The 13667-nt window shown below is 64.8% G+C and carries 12 protein-coding genes; 7 read left to right on the top strand and 5 right to left on the bottom strand.

Annotated elements, in window-relative coordinates; genetic code table 11:
- Positions 1–384 precede the first annotated feature (384 nt).
- Genes N2604_RS31395 through N2604_RS31380 form a run of 4 tightly spaced genes read right to left on the bottom strand, consistent with a single transcriptional unit; the run spans position 385 to position 5096 of the window.
- Positions 385–1098, bottom strand: a complete 714-nt coding sequence (locus N2604_RS31395) for an ABC transporter ATP-binding protein (RefSeq protein WP_260371879.1) — start codon at positions 1096–1098, stop codon at positions 385–387.
- Positions 1095–2864 carry a branched-chain amino acid ABC transporter ATP-binding protein/permease gene (locus N2604_RS31390; protein WP_260371878.1) on the bottom strand — a complete coding sequence of 590 codons (1770 nt, stop codon included), beginning with the start codon at positions 2862–2864 and terminating at the stop codon, positions 1095–1097. The genes N2604_RS31395 and N2604_RS31390 overlap by 4 nt, the downstream gene beginning before the upstream one ends.
- Positions 2861–3904: a branched-chain amino acid ABC transporter permease gene (locus N2604_RS31385; protein ID WP_260371877.1), complete on the bottom strand. Its 1044-nt coding sequence runs from the start codon at positions 3902–3904 to the stop codon at positions 2861–2863. Before N2604_RS31385 ends, N2604_RS31390 begins: the two co-directional genes overlap by 4 nt.
- 43 nt (positions 3905–3947) lie before the next feature.
- The gene (locus N2604_RS31380) at positions 3948–5096 is read right to left on the bottom strand and encodes an ABC transporter substrate-binding protein (protein ID WP_260371876.1); all 1149 of its coding nucleotides are present in this window, start codon (positions 5094–5096) and stop codon (positions 3948–3950) included.
- Positions 5097–5732: 636 nt separating this feature from the next.
- Here N2604_RS31380 and N2604_RS31375 point away from each other — a divergent pair.
- Genes N2604_RS31375 through N2604_RS31345 form a run of 7 tightly spaced genes read left to right on the top strand, consistent with a single transcriptional unit; the run spans position 5733 to position 13120 of the window.
- A complete protein-coding gene (locus N2604_RS31375) occupies positions 5733–6515 on the top strand; it encodes an aspartate/glutamate racemase family protein (protein ID WP_260371875.1) in 783 nt (260 codons plus the stop codon).
- A 31-nt stretch (positions 6516–6546) separates the two neighbouring features.
- Positions 6547–6975: an organic hydroperoxide resistance protein gene (locus N2604_RS31370; protein WP_311739673.1), complete on the top strand. Its 429-nt coding sequence runs from the start codon at positions 6547–6549 to the stop codon at positions 6973–6975.
- Between the two features lie 21 nt (positions 6976–6996).
- The gene (locus N2604_RS31365; protein WP_260371873.1) at positions 6997–8175 is read left to right on the top strand and encodes a thiolase family protein; all 1179 of its coding nucleotides are present in this window, start codon (positions 6997–6999) and stop codon (positions 8173–8175) included.
- The gene (locus tag N2604_RS31360; RefSeq protein ID WP_260371872.1) at positions 8172–9413 is read left to right on the top strand and encodes an SDR family NAD(P)-dependent oxidoreductase; all 1242 of its coding nucleotides are present in this window, start codon (positions 8172–8174) and stop codon (positions 9411–9413) included. The genes N2604_RS31365 and N2604_RS31360 overlap by 4 nt, the downstream gene beginning before the upstream one ends.
- Positions 9414–9448: 35 nt before the next feature.
- The gene (locus tag N2604_RS31355) at positions 9449–10231 is read left to right on the top strand and encodes a cyclase family protein (RefSeq protein ID WP_260371871.1); all 783 of its coding nucleotides are present in this window, start codon (positions 9449–9451) and stop codon (positions 10229–10231) included.
- 57 nt (positions 10232–10288) lie between these two features.
- Positions 10289–11446 carry an ABC transporter substrate-binding protein gene (locus tag N2604_RS31350; RefSeq protein WP_260371870.1) on the top strand — a complete coding sequence of 386 codons (1158 nt, stop codon included), beginning with the start codon at positions 10289–10291 and terminating at the stop codon, positions 11444–11446.
- 18 nt (positions 11447–11464) lie between these two features.
- Positions 11465–13120: an ATP-dependent acyl-CoA ligase gene (locus N2604_RS31345; protein WP_409241752.1), complete on the top strand. Its 1656-nt coding sequence runs from the start codon at positions 11465–11467 to the stop codon at positions 13118–13120.
- A gap of 12 nt (positions 13121–13132) precedes the next feature.
- Here the strand turns inward: N2604_RS31345 and N2604_RS31340 are convergent, their stop codons facing one another.
- Positions 13133–13639: a MarR family winged helix-turn-helix transcriptional regulator gene (locus tag N2604_RS31340; RefSeq protein ID WP_260371868.1), complete on the bottom strand. Its 507-nt coding sequence runs from the start codon at positions 13637–13639 to the stop codon at positions 13133–13135.
- Between the last annotated feature and the right edge of the window lie 28 nt (positions 13640–13667).

The raw sequence follows: 13667 nt of genomic DNA, 5'->3' as shown, positions 1-13667 counted from the left end.
AGCTCTTCCCTGCGGCCATCCTTCGAGACGCCCGCTTTAGGCGGGCTCCTTCAGGATGAGGACGGAATGCGCGGCAACAGTTTCAACGAGCACTGATGCTGATAGCCTCATCCTGAGGAGGCGCGTCAGCGCCGTCTCGAAGGACGAGGCGTGCGCACAGGCGCCGCCACCAGTCATATGCGATCGTCCTGCATGTAAACGGAAGTCCGGTTGGCGGTCGAAGCGGTCGGCACCCGGGACCAGCGATGATGGCATTATGCCCCTGTTTTGCCCGACGGAGCAACTTGGATTCGCAAAATCCGTAAGGCTGGCCGCCAAGTCATTGAAATCGCTGTCACCGGCTACTGTGCATGGGGTTGTTTTCGACGTTTTGTTGTGGCGGCGCTAGTGCCCGCCGAGATAGGCCGTGATCAGCCTCTTATCGTGGATGAGATCCTTGGCGGGGCCGGACTGCACGATCTCACCGGTCTCGAGCACATAGCCGTAGTCGGCCGTCTCCAGCGCGGCCCGGGCGTTCTGCTCGACCAGCAGGATCGAGACGCCGAGATCGCGCAGCGAGGCGATGGTGCGGAAGATCTCGCGCACGATCAGCGGTGCGAGGCCGAGGCTGGGCTCGTCGAGCATGAGCAGCTTGGGCCTCGCCATCAGCGCGCGCCCGAGCGCCAGCATCTGGCGCTCGCCGCCGGAGAGGGTGCCGGCGGCCTGGCGCTGCCGCTCCTTCAGGCGCGGAAAGCGATCATAGACCTCGTCCAGCGTCTTCTGGACGCCCGAGCGGTCCCGCAGGCTGTAGGAGCCGAGCAGGAGATTGTCGGCGACCGACATGTCGGAGAACAGCTCGCGCTTCTCCGGCACGAGGCACAGCCGGCGCTCGACGCGGTCCTCGACGGACATCCTGCCGATGTCGTTGCCCTGAAAGACGAGGCGGCCGCGGGAGGCGAGCAGCCCGATGGCGGCCATCAGCAGCGTGGTCTTGCCGGCGCCGTTCGGGCCGATCACGGTGACGATCTGGCCTTCCTCGACCGACAGCGAGACGTTGCGGACCGCTTCGACATTGTCGTAGCAGACGGTCACATCCGTCATGGAAAACATCTCGCTCACGCGACGCCTCCGAGATAGGCCTCTTGCACCCGTTCGTCGCTCCGGATCGCGGCGGGCGCGCCTTCGCAGAGCTTGGAGCCGAAGTCGAGCACGACGATGCGGTCGACCAGCGACATCACGAACTCCATGTCATGCTCGACGATCAGGATGGTCAGATGGTCCGACCGCAGCGAGCGGAGCAGCTCCGCAAGCCTGAGCTTCTCCTGCCGGCGCAGGCCCGCGGCCGGCTCGTCCAGCACCAGCAGCGCCGGGTCTGCGGCGAGCGCGCGCGCGATCTCCAGGATGCGCTGGTTGCCGAGCGGCAGATTGCCCGCGAGCTCGAACGGCTTGTCGCCGAGACCGACGCGTTCGAGCTGCTTCAAGGCCTCGTGCCGGGCGCTGGCTTCCTCGCCCTGGTTGAGGCGGAAGGCGCCGGCGAACAGGCCCGTGCTGGTGCGCGCGTAGGTGCCGAGCATGACGTTTTCGAGCAGGCTCATGCGCGGCCGCAGCTTCACATGCTGGAAGGTCCTGGCGATTCCATTCTTGGCGATGCGGGATTGGGCATCGTGCGTGATGGCGCGCCCGGCAAAGACGATCTCGCCCTTGTTGACCCTGAGCGCGCCCGTCAGGCAGTTGAACATCGTGCTCTTGCCGGCGCCGTTCGGGCCGATGACGGCGAGGATCTCGCCGGAGCGGACCTCGAAGCTGACATTGTTGACTGCGACCAGACCGCCGAAGCGCCGCTCGGCGCCGTCGACCTTCAGAAGCAGTTCGCCCGGTGTCGGCTGGGGACGGCGAGGCAGGGGCGGGGCGGCTGGCGGCCGTCCGCGCTTGATCTTCGGCAAGTAGCGCGCGACGAACGGCACGATGCCCTGCCGCGCCCATTGCAGGAACAGGATGAACAGCGCGGAGAAGGCGACGATCTCGAGCTGGCCGGACGCGCCCTTGGCGATCAGCGGCAGATAGTCCTGCACGCTGTTCTTGAGCAAGGTGACGATAGCGGCGCCCACGACGCCGCCGAGCAGGCTGCCGGCGCCGCCGACCATCGACATCATCAGATATTCGATGTCCATGCCGGCATCGAACGGGCCCGGGCTGATGAAGCGGCTCATATGGGCGTAGAGCCAGCCGGAGAGCGAGGCGAGGAAGGCCGCGATCACGAAGGTCACGAGCTTGATCCGGAAGGCATTGATGCCGAGGCTTTCGACCAGGATATTGCCGCCGCGCAGCGCGCGCATGGCGCGGCCGAGCCGGGAGTCGAGGAGATTGTATCCGAGGAAAAGCACCACGACGACGATGCCCCAGATCAGGAAATAGATCTGGGCGCTCGAGACGAGCGCGAACGATCCGAGACTGATCGGCGGGATCGACGAGATGCCGTTGAAGCGCCCGAGCCCCTCGACATTGCCGAACAGGAAGCCGATGGCGAGCCCCCAGGCGACGGTCGAGAGCGACAGGAAATGGCCCTGGAGCCGCAAGGTGACGACGCCGAGGACGGTCGCGACACCGCAGGTCAGCGCCACCCCGAACACGAGGCCGAGCCACGGGGAATATCCATTCAGAGCAGAGACCCAGGCGGTGGCATAGGCCGCGACGCCGACGAAGGCGGCCTGCCCGAAGGACACGATGCCGCCGACGCCGGTAAGCAGGGCAAGGCCGATCGCGACCAGCGAATAGATGCCGATATAGTTCATCAGCGTGATGCTGAAGGGGCTGAGCACGAGTGGCGCGAGCGCGAGGCACGCTACCGCCGCCACCGCCGCGAGCTGAACGTGAAGGCGCGTCATTCCTCGATCTCCTCCTCGGAATGCAGCGACGCGAGGGATCGCCAGATCAGGATCGGGATCAGAAGCGAGAACACGATGACATCCTTCAGCGCGCTGCTCTCGAAGGATGCGAAGCTCTCGAGGATACCGACGCCGACGGCGCCGATGGCCGCGCCGGGATAGCTGGTCATGCCGCCGACGATGGCGCCGACGAAGGCCTTGAGGCCGATCAGGAAGCCGGAATCGTAGAATACGGTGTTGACGGGCGCGATCAGGATGCCGGAGACGCCGGCCATCAGCGAGCCCAGGAGATAGGCGATGGTACCGGCGCGGGCGGGACGTATGCCCATCAGGCGGGAGCCGGTGCGGTTCACGGCTGTGGCGCGGAGCGATTTACCGACCAGCGTGAAGTCGAAGAAGAGATAGAGCAGGCCAGAGAAGACGAGGGCTGCGATCACGATCAGCATGGTCTGGCCCGAGATCAGCACGCCCGCAAATTCGGTCGACAATGACGTCAGCGGCTCGGTCCTGACACCCTCGGGACCGAAGAAGAGCAGCCCAAGGCCGACCAGCGCGAAGTGCAGGGCGACGGAGACGGTCAGGAGCAGCAGCACCGTTCCGTCCGCAATAGGGCGGAAGACGATCCGGTCCAGCAGCGGGGCGATCGGGGTGATCAGCATCAAGGCCAGCACGAGCCTGATGGCGAGCGGCGGCTCGGCGCGCATGGTCAGCCAGGCGAGGCCAATCACGGCCAGCGGCAATGCGAGGTAGAAGAAGAGAGCGCGCGGAAGCAGCCGAAGCTCGCCGTTGCGCAGCAGCGAGATGATTTCGATCAGAGTTGCGAGGCACGCCAGGATGACGACCAGCGCGCCCGTGCCCGGAAAGCGCTTCGCATCGAGCGCCGCCAGCGTCAGCGCCGTGAAGGCCGCGATGTCGCCAAAGGGAATGAAGATGACCCGTGTCACGGTGAAGATGAGGACGGTCCCGATCGCCACCAGCGCATAGACTGCGCCGGTGGCGATCCCGTCGATCGCAAGAATGGCTGCGATGTCGCTCGTCATTGAGAACGCCGTCCCCTTGTTCTGGTGGCCTGCCGCCGTCCGACTACGGCGCGTATTTCCAGGCGCCGCCCGTCAGGCGCACCACGACCAGCGCGCGCTCATCGACGCCGGTCACCGCGCCGGGCTTGAAGTTGTAGATGGCATGCACGCCCGGCAGCTCCTTGGTGCTGAGGATCGCATCCCGCAGGGCGGTGCGGAATTCCGCCGTGCCGGCTTTCGCCGTCTTGAGCGCGCGCTCCGCTGCGTTGGCGAAGATCAGCCAGGCGTCGAAGGAGTAGGCGGAGAAGCCGTCGGTGGTCGGGATGTTATGGACCTTCTGGTAGACGCTGCGGAAATCCAGCGCGATCTTCTTGGCGAAGTGTTCGTCGGGCAGCTGCTCGGCCACGATGACGGGGCCGGCGGAGACCTGGATGCCTTCGGCCGCCTTGCCGCCGACGTTCACGAAGTCCGGATTGACAAGCGCCACCGTGCCGTAGGTGTTTCCCTTGAAGCCGCGCTCCGCCAGGCTGAGGAGAGGCAGCGCGCCTTGCGTCCCCGAGCCGCCGTCCAGCACGGCGTCCGGCCGCGCCGCAAGCACTTTGAGGATCTGCGCGGTGACCGAAGTGTCGGTGCGCGCATAGCGCTCGTTGGTCTGGATCTTGACGTCGCCGGCAGCCTCCGCCGCCTTGGCGCCGTTGTAGACGAGGTCCCCCCACGCGTCGGAGAAGCCGATATAGCCGACGTTCTTCATGCCATCGCGCTTCATGCGATCGGCGATGATCTTGACGAGAAGGGATGCAGGCTGCGGCACCGACACCACCCACTGCTCGGGTGTTTCCGGAAGTTTGCCGATCGGCGAGACCGCGATCATCGGCACTTTCAATTCGCTCGCCACCGCCGCCATGGCGATGGTCGAAGGCGCCGTCGCGGTGCCGATCAGGAGGTCGACCTTCTCTTCTTCCACCAGCTTGCGCGCGTTGCGGGTCGCGGCCGACGGGTCGGAGCCGTCGTCGAGCTGGATCAGGCGGATGGTCTCGCCGTTGACGGTCTTCTTGTATTCATACGCCGCGTTGATGCCGCGCCCGTAAGGGATGCCGATCGACGAGCCGTTGCCGCTGAGCGAGGTGACGAAGCCGATGGTGATATCGGCCCGCGCGGCCGGGGCTGTGACGATGCCGGCGGCAAGTGCAAGTAAGCTCAGAGCCTTGCGCATATGCGTTCTCCTCCGTTGATGCTGGATAGGAATGCTTCGATGCTGCCGCGCGGGGTCCCCGAACGACGAACCGACCGATTGAAAGCATTGTTGCGGCGCCAAATACCGGGCGCGACCGAAGAGAGTATGCTCGCCCGGGCGCTCAGCGGCCATGATGTTGCGTGCCGCGCGAACGACAGGCCCACCGGCAAATGCAAGCGGGCCTTTTCCGGAGCGATGAAAGGTCGTCGGTGCGGCCGCGATGCGCGACCGGCGATGCTGCTGCTAAGGCCGGCTGTTCGAGCACGGCGACTGTCCACACGATCGAGTCTCTCAAAATCGGTGCCCTGCAACATCATTGTCATGGCCACCGGTCCTTGACCGGCGAGGAATTACTTAAAGCCTAAAGTATCTCCGGTGGCGCCGTCAACACGTGTCACGGGGCTGTCGGAAAAAAATGTTGTTGCATACAATTTCGCCAGTGTGCGGCGTTTCTCCGCTCCTCGACTGAGCGAAAACGCCGTGCTCGCCTTGGCCCTGACCGCACTAGCCGCCCTCGCCGCCGCGCGCATTTGACGCGCGAATTAGTTTATGATTGAAATATATTCATCGGCAGCCGACGACCGATCCTCCGATCACCGCTTGAGGAGAAGGACGATGCGCATCTTCTGGCAGAGCTTTGTTGATACGAGCGTGAACGCGCCCTACATGGCGCGGCTGTCGGAATACCTAAACGACATCGCTGCGCCGGGTACGACGGTTCACGTCGAGGGCATCAGTCCGCCGGACCGCGAGTTCGGACGGCTCGCGGAATTGCGCTGTGCAGTCCAGGCCATCGACAACGGCATCGCGGCGGAGGAGGGCGGGTTCGACGCCTTCGTCATGGGGCATTTTCAGGATCCCGGACTCTACGAGCTGCGCTCGGCGCTCGACATTCCCGTGATCGGGACCGGCGAGTCGACGTTGCTGGCGGCCTCACAACTCGGGCGGCGGCTAGGTCTTGTGACGCTCGATCCCGTCTTCGAGGTCTGGCACTATGAGCAGGCCGAGCGTTACGGCCTCGGCGATCGCCTCGTCCATGTGACCGGCCTTGGCTGCAGGCCGGAGGATTTCGCCGATGCGTTCGCCGGAAACGCTGCCGCGCAAGCCCGCATGATCAAGGACTTCGTCGCCTGCGCGCTCCCGCTGGTGGAACGCGGCGCCGATGTCGTGATCCCGGCCGGCGTGTTGCCAGGCCTTTTGATCGGGCGAGAGCATGGCCTGAAGGTCGGCCACGCTCCGGTGGTCAACTGCGCGGCCGTGGCGCTCAAGAGTGCCGAGATGTGGGTGCAGCTCCGCAAGCTCAATGGCACCGAGCCCAGCCGCGGGCCGAGCTTCAGGCGGGCGAGCGCCCAGGCCCGCGATGATTTCCGCGCATTACTTGCCCGTAACAGCCGCTAGTCCTCGAAAAACCGTTCCTGGATAACAAGTCATGATGACCCCCGAAAAGATCCTGTACGAGACCGAGGTGACGGCGACCGGAGGTCGGGATGGCAAGGCCGCCAGCGCTGACGGTCTGCTGTCGGTGTCCCTGTCCTTGCCGAAATCGATGGGTGGCCCCGGTGGCGAAGGCACCAATCCCGAGCAGCTCTTTGCGGCCGGCTATGCCGCTTGCTTTCTCGGCGCGGTCAAGCTCGTCGCGCGCACGCGGAAGGTGGTGCCCTCTGCCGAGCCGTCCGTGACTGCGAAGGTCGCGATGGGGCCGGTGCCCGTCGGATATGCGCTCGCTGTCGAGCTGAAAGTCAACCTGCCCGGTGTCGAGAAGGCTACGGCCGAAGAGGTCGTTGCCAGTGCGCATGAGCGTTGCCCCTATTCGAACGCAACCCGCGGCAATATTGACGTGAAACTGACGGTGGTCTGAGCGGATGAACGAGGGCGGTCGGTGACCAACACCTTGCGCGCACCATATGACGGCGTCGTGATCGCGGCTCCCGTCACGATTCCCTACGTGCGCTACTCCATCGAGAGCGCGCAGTGGTGGATCGGGCGGGCGCTGAGTGCGCTCGTCGCGCAGGCCGGCATCAAGGCGTCCGACATCGACGGCCTGTGCGTCTCCAGTTTCACCATGGGCACGGACAGTGGCATCGGATTGACGCAGCATTTCGGGCTTTGCGTCCGGTGGTTGGATACGATCCCGCTCGGCGGCGCCAGCGCCATCGCGGCGCTGCGCAAGGCGGCGCGCGCGGTTCAGGCGCGCGACGCCGACATCGTGGCGTGCGTCGCTGGCGACACCAATCACGTCGATTCGTTCAGGCTGACGCTGGAGAATTTCTCGCGGTTCAATCAGGACGCCGTCTATCCTTACGGCGCGGGCGGTGCCAATGCCAGCTTTGCGCTGATTGCGCGCAACTATATGCGAATGTTCGGCGTCGCGCGCGAGGATGTCGGCAAGATCGCTGTCGCCCAGCGCGCCAATGCCGTCCGCAACCCGCATGCGCTGATGAAGGCGCCGCTCACGCTCGAGCAATACCTGGCGGCCCGGCCGATTTCCGATCCGATCCACCTGTTTGATTGCGTGATGCCCTGTGCGGGCGCGGAGGCTTTCCTCGTGATGCGCGATGAGACGGCGTCATCGCTGCAGCTGCCGGCCGCGCGACTCCTTTCGACGATCGAGCGGCACAATGCCTTTGCCGACGATCCGATGCAGGTGCGCGGCGGCTGGGCGATGGACGTCGGCGAGCTCTATGCGATGGCCGGCGTGAAGCCTGACGATCTCGATGTCGTGCAGACCTATGACGACTATCCCGTCATCACGATGATGCAGTTCGAGGATCTCGGCTTCTGCAAGAAGGGCGAGGGCGCCGAGTTCGTGCGCCAACACGATCTCACCATAGACGGCGACTTCCCGCACAACACCTCGGGCGGACAGCTCTCGGTCGGGCAGGCCGGTGCCGCCGGCGCCTATCTCGGTCTCGTTGAAGGGCTGCGGCAGGTTCTGGGCAGTGCCGGTCCCACGCAGGTCAGAAATGCGAGCCTCGCTCTGGCCTCGGGGTTCGGTATGATCAATTATGATCGTGGTCTCGCCTCGGGCGCCGCGATCCTTGCTGGACCTTCGCGATGATAGAGCCGATCAAGCCGCCCCGGCGCAAGAACCCGCTGCTGCGGACGCGGCTACCGGCCTCGCCACCGCGACCGCGCAGCAGGATGTCGCACGGGTTCACGCGCGCGGCCGCCGAAGGCCGCTTTATGCTGCAGCGCTGCGAGGCTTGCGGCGCCTTTGCCTATCCGGCGCGCGAAGCCTGCCCGTCTTGTCTTTCGGCCGGCCTCGCTTTCGTCGATGCGCCGCGGCGAGGTGTACTGCTTGCCGAGACAACGGCGCGCGTACCAAGCGACGTCTATTTCCGCGAACGAGCGCCGTGGCGGATCGGCCTCATCAAGATGGATTGCGGTCCGACGATCGTCGCACATCTTCATGCCGACTGCGCTGAGGGGGCGGCCGTCAGCATGTCGTTGCAACTGGACAAGAGCGGCCAGGCGGTGGCCTTTGCCCATCCCGAAGCGGAGACTCCCAACATGGCAGACGACAAGCAGTGGCGGGAAATGACGGCCGATCCGAAATTCCGTCGCGCGCTCGTCACCAACGGCCGCAGCGTCATCGGTCAGGAAGCCGTCGCCGCTTTGAAGGCGGCGGGCGCCAAGACGGTGTTCGTCGGCATTGCCGAACCATGGCGACCGTTCGCCGGCGAAGAGCGGCTGCGCGGTCAGGACGGGATCGAGATCGTGACTCTCGATGCGGCTGACGAAAAATCGACTACCGATCTTGCGGCCGATATCGGCGGCAAGGTCGATATTCTCGTCAACACGACCGAATATGTCCGGCCGGGCGGCCTGCTCGACCGCAGGGGCACGAGCATCGCACGCGACGAGATCGATCAGGCCTATCTCGGCTTCATCAATCTCGCTCAAGCCTTTGGCCCCGCCATGCGGATGCGCGGTGCCGACGGTATCAACAGCAGTGCCGCATGGGTCAATATTCTCTCGGTCTATGCGCTGGCGAACTGGCCTGCCTTCGGCGCCTACTCGGCCTCGCAAGCGGCGTGCCTGTCGCTGTCGCATTGCTTGCGCGCGGAGCTGCGGCCCGGCGGCGTCCGGGTGATGAACCTGTTCACCGGCCCTGTCGACACCGAATGGTTCCAGACCGTGCCGCCGCCGAAGGTCGCGCCGCGCGTGATCGCACAGGCGATCGTGTCGGGCCTCAAGAAGGGGCTCGAGGAGATGTATGTCGGAGATGTCGCCGAAGAGATCCGGCAACGTCTCGCGGCCAATCCGAAAGCGCTCGAGCGCGAGCTCGACAGATAAGAAGCGGGATTTCAACCGAGCTGGAGGACGTGACGATGCAAAGCAAGAGTCTCCTGGAGCTGGCGAGTGCGGTTTCTTCCGGCGCGGTGCGCGTCGTCGATCTGACCTTCACACTCAGTCCGGACTTTCCGGTCATCGTCCTCCCGCCGGAGTTCGGTCAGGCCGCGCCTGTCCGCATCCAGGAGATATCGCGATACGATGGTCGCGGCCCGGCCTGGTACTGGAACAACGTTACGTTCGGCGAACACACCGGCACGCATTTCGATGCGCCGATTCACTGGTTCACCGGCAAGAACCTGCCGAACAATGCCGTCGACACGATGCCGGCCAAGGACATGATCGCACCGGCCTGTGTCATCGACTGCTCGGCGCAGGCGGCGCAGGATCCCGATTTCCTGCTGACCGTCCCGATTGTCGAAGCCTTCGAAGCCAGGCACGGCCGTATCCCCGAGCGGAATTGGGTGTTGCTCAGGACCGACTGGTCGAAGAAGAGCTGGCGCGACTACTCCAATCTCAGGGACGACGGCGCGCATACGCCGGGCCCAAACCCGGCGGTGATGAAGTGGCTGGTGGAGGAGCGCGGTGTCATCGGTTTCGGTACCGAAACCATCGGCACGGATGCGGGGCAGGCCGGACACTTCGAGCCGCCTTATCCGGCGCATCACTTCCTGCACGGCGCGGGCCGCTACGGCCTGCAATGCCTGTGTAACCTGGATCAGCTTCCGGCCACCGGCGCCGTCATCGTGGCTTCGCCTCTGAAGATCCAGAACGGCTCCGGCAGCCCGCTTCGAGTCATCGCTCTGGTGTCGTCGACTTGAGCCCAATCCATGGCGCTCGCCAATCAGAACAAGAAATTCTCCCGAAAGACAGGTGCCATGAACTTGATCAAGAGCCTGGTGGCTTCCACTGCATTGCTGCTTGCCGTTCCGCAATTCGCGCAGGCCGAGATCCTCGTCGGATTCGTTACGGGCCTCAGTGGGCCGGTGTCATCGATCGGTATTCCCAACGCGAAGGGGATCGCGGCAGGTCAGGCCTATATCGGCGAGATCGGCGGCGAGAAGCTGCGGGTCATCCAGCTCGATGACGGCTCTGATCCGACCGCGTCGGCACGCAATGCGCGCAAGCTGGTCGAGCAAGAGAAGGTCGATATCCTGATCGGCACGTCCGGCGCTCCCCAGACGCTCGCGATGGCGACCGCGGCCATCGAGATGAAGATTCCGATGATCGCGGTGTCGCCGATCGCACCGGTGCCATCAGGCGACGGCGATCCCTGGGTCGTGCAGACGCCGCAGCCCACGCCGCTTCTGGTGCAAGGAATCGTCGATCACATGAAGGCGAAGGGCCTGACGACCGTCGCCTTCATCGGTTTCTCCGATGCGTTCGGCGATCTCATGTACAATTCGCTCGAGCAGAGTGCGAAGGCCGCCGGCATCAAGGTCATCGCCAATGAACGCTACGCCCGGTCGGACGCCTCGGTGACGGCTCAGGTGCTGCGCGCACTCGCCGCGCGTCCCGACGCCATCATGCTCGGCGGCACCGGCACGCCAGGCGCGCTGCCGGTCATCGCTCTGTCCGAGCGTGGATATAAGGGACCGCTCTATGGCAATCACGGGCTGATCAGTGCCGATTTCCTTCGTCTGGCCGGCAAAGCCGCCAACGGCATCATGTGCCCGACGGGACCTGTGACCGCGGCGGAGCAGCTTCCGGCCAGCAATCCGATCCAGAAGGTCGCCCTGGATTTCCGCTCGGCCTTCGAAAAGGCCAACGGCGAGGCGCCGACGGATTCATTCTCGTCCTATTCCTTCGACGGCTGGCTGATCTTCGCCGATGCCGCCAAGCGTGCGATGGCGACCGGTGCCAAGCCAGGCTCACCTGAGTTCCGTACCGCGATTCGCCAGGCGCTGTTCACCACCAAGGAGGTCGTCGGAACGCAGGGCGTCTACACCTATACGCCGGCGGACCGGCATGGAGTCGACGATCGCTCGCGCATCATGGTCCGGATCGAGGACGGCAAGTACAAGCTGTTGCCTTGAGGTGCGAGCATGATCGCAATGGAGAACGATGCGCTGGCGAACATCAGCGAGGTGGTCGGCTGTGAGGACGTGACGCCTGCCTGGGCGCGCGCGATGGCGTCGTTTCCGCCGTCTGAGCGCATCCTCTCGACGATGCTCACGCGGCAGGCGGAGCGTTACGGCGATCGCCTTCTGCTCGTTGCCGGACAGGCGCGTTGGAGCTTTGCGCAGACCGCGGCGATTGCGGCCGCGTCGGCCCAGACGCTGGTCGATACCGGAATCAAGCCGGGCGATCGGGTCGCGCTGATGTGCTCGAACCGTCCGGAGTTCTTGCAGGTCTATCTCGGCTGTGCGTGGCTGGGGGCGATCGCGGTCCCGATCAATACCGCATTGCGCGGCTCCCAGCTGTCCCACATTTTCCGCAACTCGCGTCCCGCGCTTCTCGTCGTCGAGGCTCAGTTCGTCAGCGCGGTCGAGAGTGTCGAGGCGGGTGTCGAGCTGCCGCCTCGGACCTGGATCATCGGGGCTGCCGCCGACGCAATCGGCGCCAGGCTTTCCCCGATCGCGCTGCCGCCTCTTGGAGCCGCAGCCCCAGCGGGCGCCGTGCGTCCCGGTGACACCGTTGCAATCCTCTATACGTCGGGCACCACGGGGCCTGCGAAGGGTGTGTGCTGTCCGCAGGCGCAGCTGTTCTGGTGGGGCATCTATTCGGCGCGGGCGCTCGGAATCCGCGAGGGCGATGTGCTGTTCACGACGCTGCCGCTGTTCCACACCAACGCGCTGAATGCGTTCTATCAGGCGCTGCTGAACGGATGCACGTACGTGCTCGAGCCGAAATTCTCTGCTTCCGGCTTTTGGGCTGCCGCGCGACAGCACAATGCGACGGTCGGCTACCTGCTCGGTGCGATGGCGTCGATGCTCCTGGCGCAGCCGAAGAGCGCAGACGAGTCAATGCATCGTCTTCGTGTCGCGCTTGGCGGCGGCGTGCCGCCGCAAATTCACGGCCCGTTCCGCGAGCGCTTCGGTGTACCGCTGGTCGACGGCTACGGGTCGACCGAGACGAATTTTGTGTTCGCCGGCACGATTCCGTCGGATCGGGCGGGAACGATGGGGTACCTGGCCGCTGGCATCGAGGCGCGGATCGTCGACGAGAATGATTCCGTGCTGCCGGATGGAGAGGCCGGCGAGCTCGTGCTTCGCGCGAGAGAACCCTTCGCGTTCGCGTCCGGCTATTTCGGCATGCCGGAGAAGACAGTGGAGGCCTGGCGAAATCTGTGGTTCCACTCAGGCGATCGGGTCGTTCGCGATTGCGACGGGCATTATCGCTTCATCGATCGCATGAAGGATTCCATCCGCAGGCGTGGCGAGAACGTGTCCTCGTGGGAGGTCGAGCACGCCATCCAGTCGCATCCCGCGGTCGCTGCCTGCGCGGTCTACCCGCTGCCGTCGGAGTTGGGTGAGGACGAAGTTGCTGCTGCAATTCTGCTGGAACCGGGCTACTTGCTACAGCCCGTCGACATCGTCAGGCATTGCGAAGGCCAGATCGCCTATTTCGCCATTCCGCGCTATGTGCGAATCCTGAGTCAGATGCCGCTGACGGAGAACGGCAAGATCAAGAAGGGCGTGCTGCGCGATGCCGGCGTCACTACGGATACATGGGATCGCGAAGCGGCCGGAGTGAAGCTACGACGCTGACGTTGTATTCGCTTAGGGTTTTTGCAAGGCGTCCCTGACGGCGGCCTTGAGTTCGTCGAGCTCGCCGATCAATCCATCGAACCGATCTGCCGGGAAATCCGCCAGCAGCTCGGCAAGCCATGCGCCGTGGCTCTTGGCCATTCGCCTGAAGATCTTGCGACCTTCGACCGTCATACAGACGATCTGCACGCGCCGGTCGAGGTTCGACGCCGTGCGGGTGATGTATCCATCTGCGACCAGGCGGTCGACGATTGGCGTAAGGTTCCCGGCCGAGACCATCAGGCGCTTGGGCAGCTCTCCCAGCACAAGCCCGCTCGGTTCGCGGTCGAGCTGGGCGAGAACGTCGAAGCGGGGCATCGTGAAGTCGAACTCTTCGCGAAACCGGCGCCGCAACTCGCCTTCGATGAGGGTCGTGCAGGCGAGCAGTCGGAGCCAAAGGCGTGTTTGAGCCCTGTACTCAGCCTCCTGATCCGTCCCATTCCTGGCCGAAACAGGCGTGGACTCCTTCGCGAGTGCCAATCGAATCTCCCGGGCTTCGTGGCTTATG

The sequence above is a fragment of the Bradyrhizobium sp. CB1015 genome, from assembly GCF_025200925.1.
Taxonomy (GTDB): Bacteria; Pseudomonadota; Alphaproteobacteria; order Rhizobiales; family Xanthobacteraceae; genus Bradyrhizobium.
This window is presented reverse-complemented; position numbering and strand designations above follow the sequence as displayed.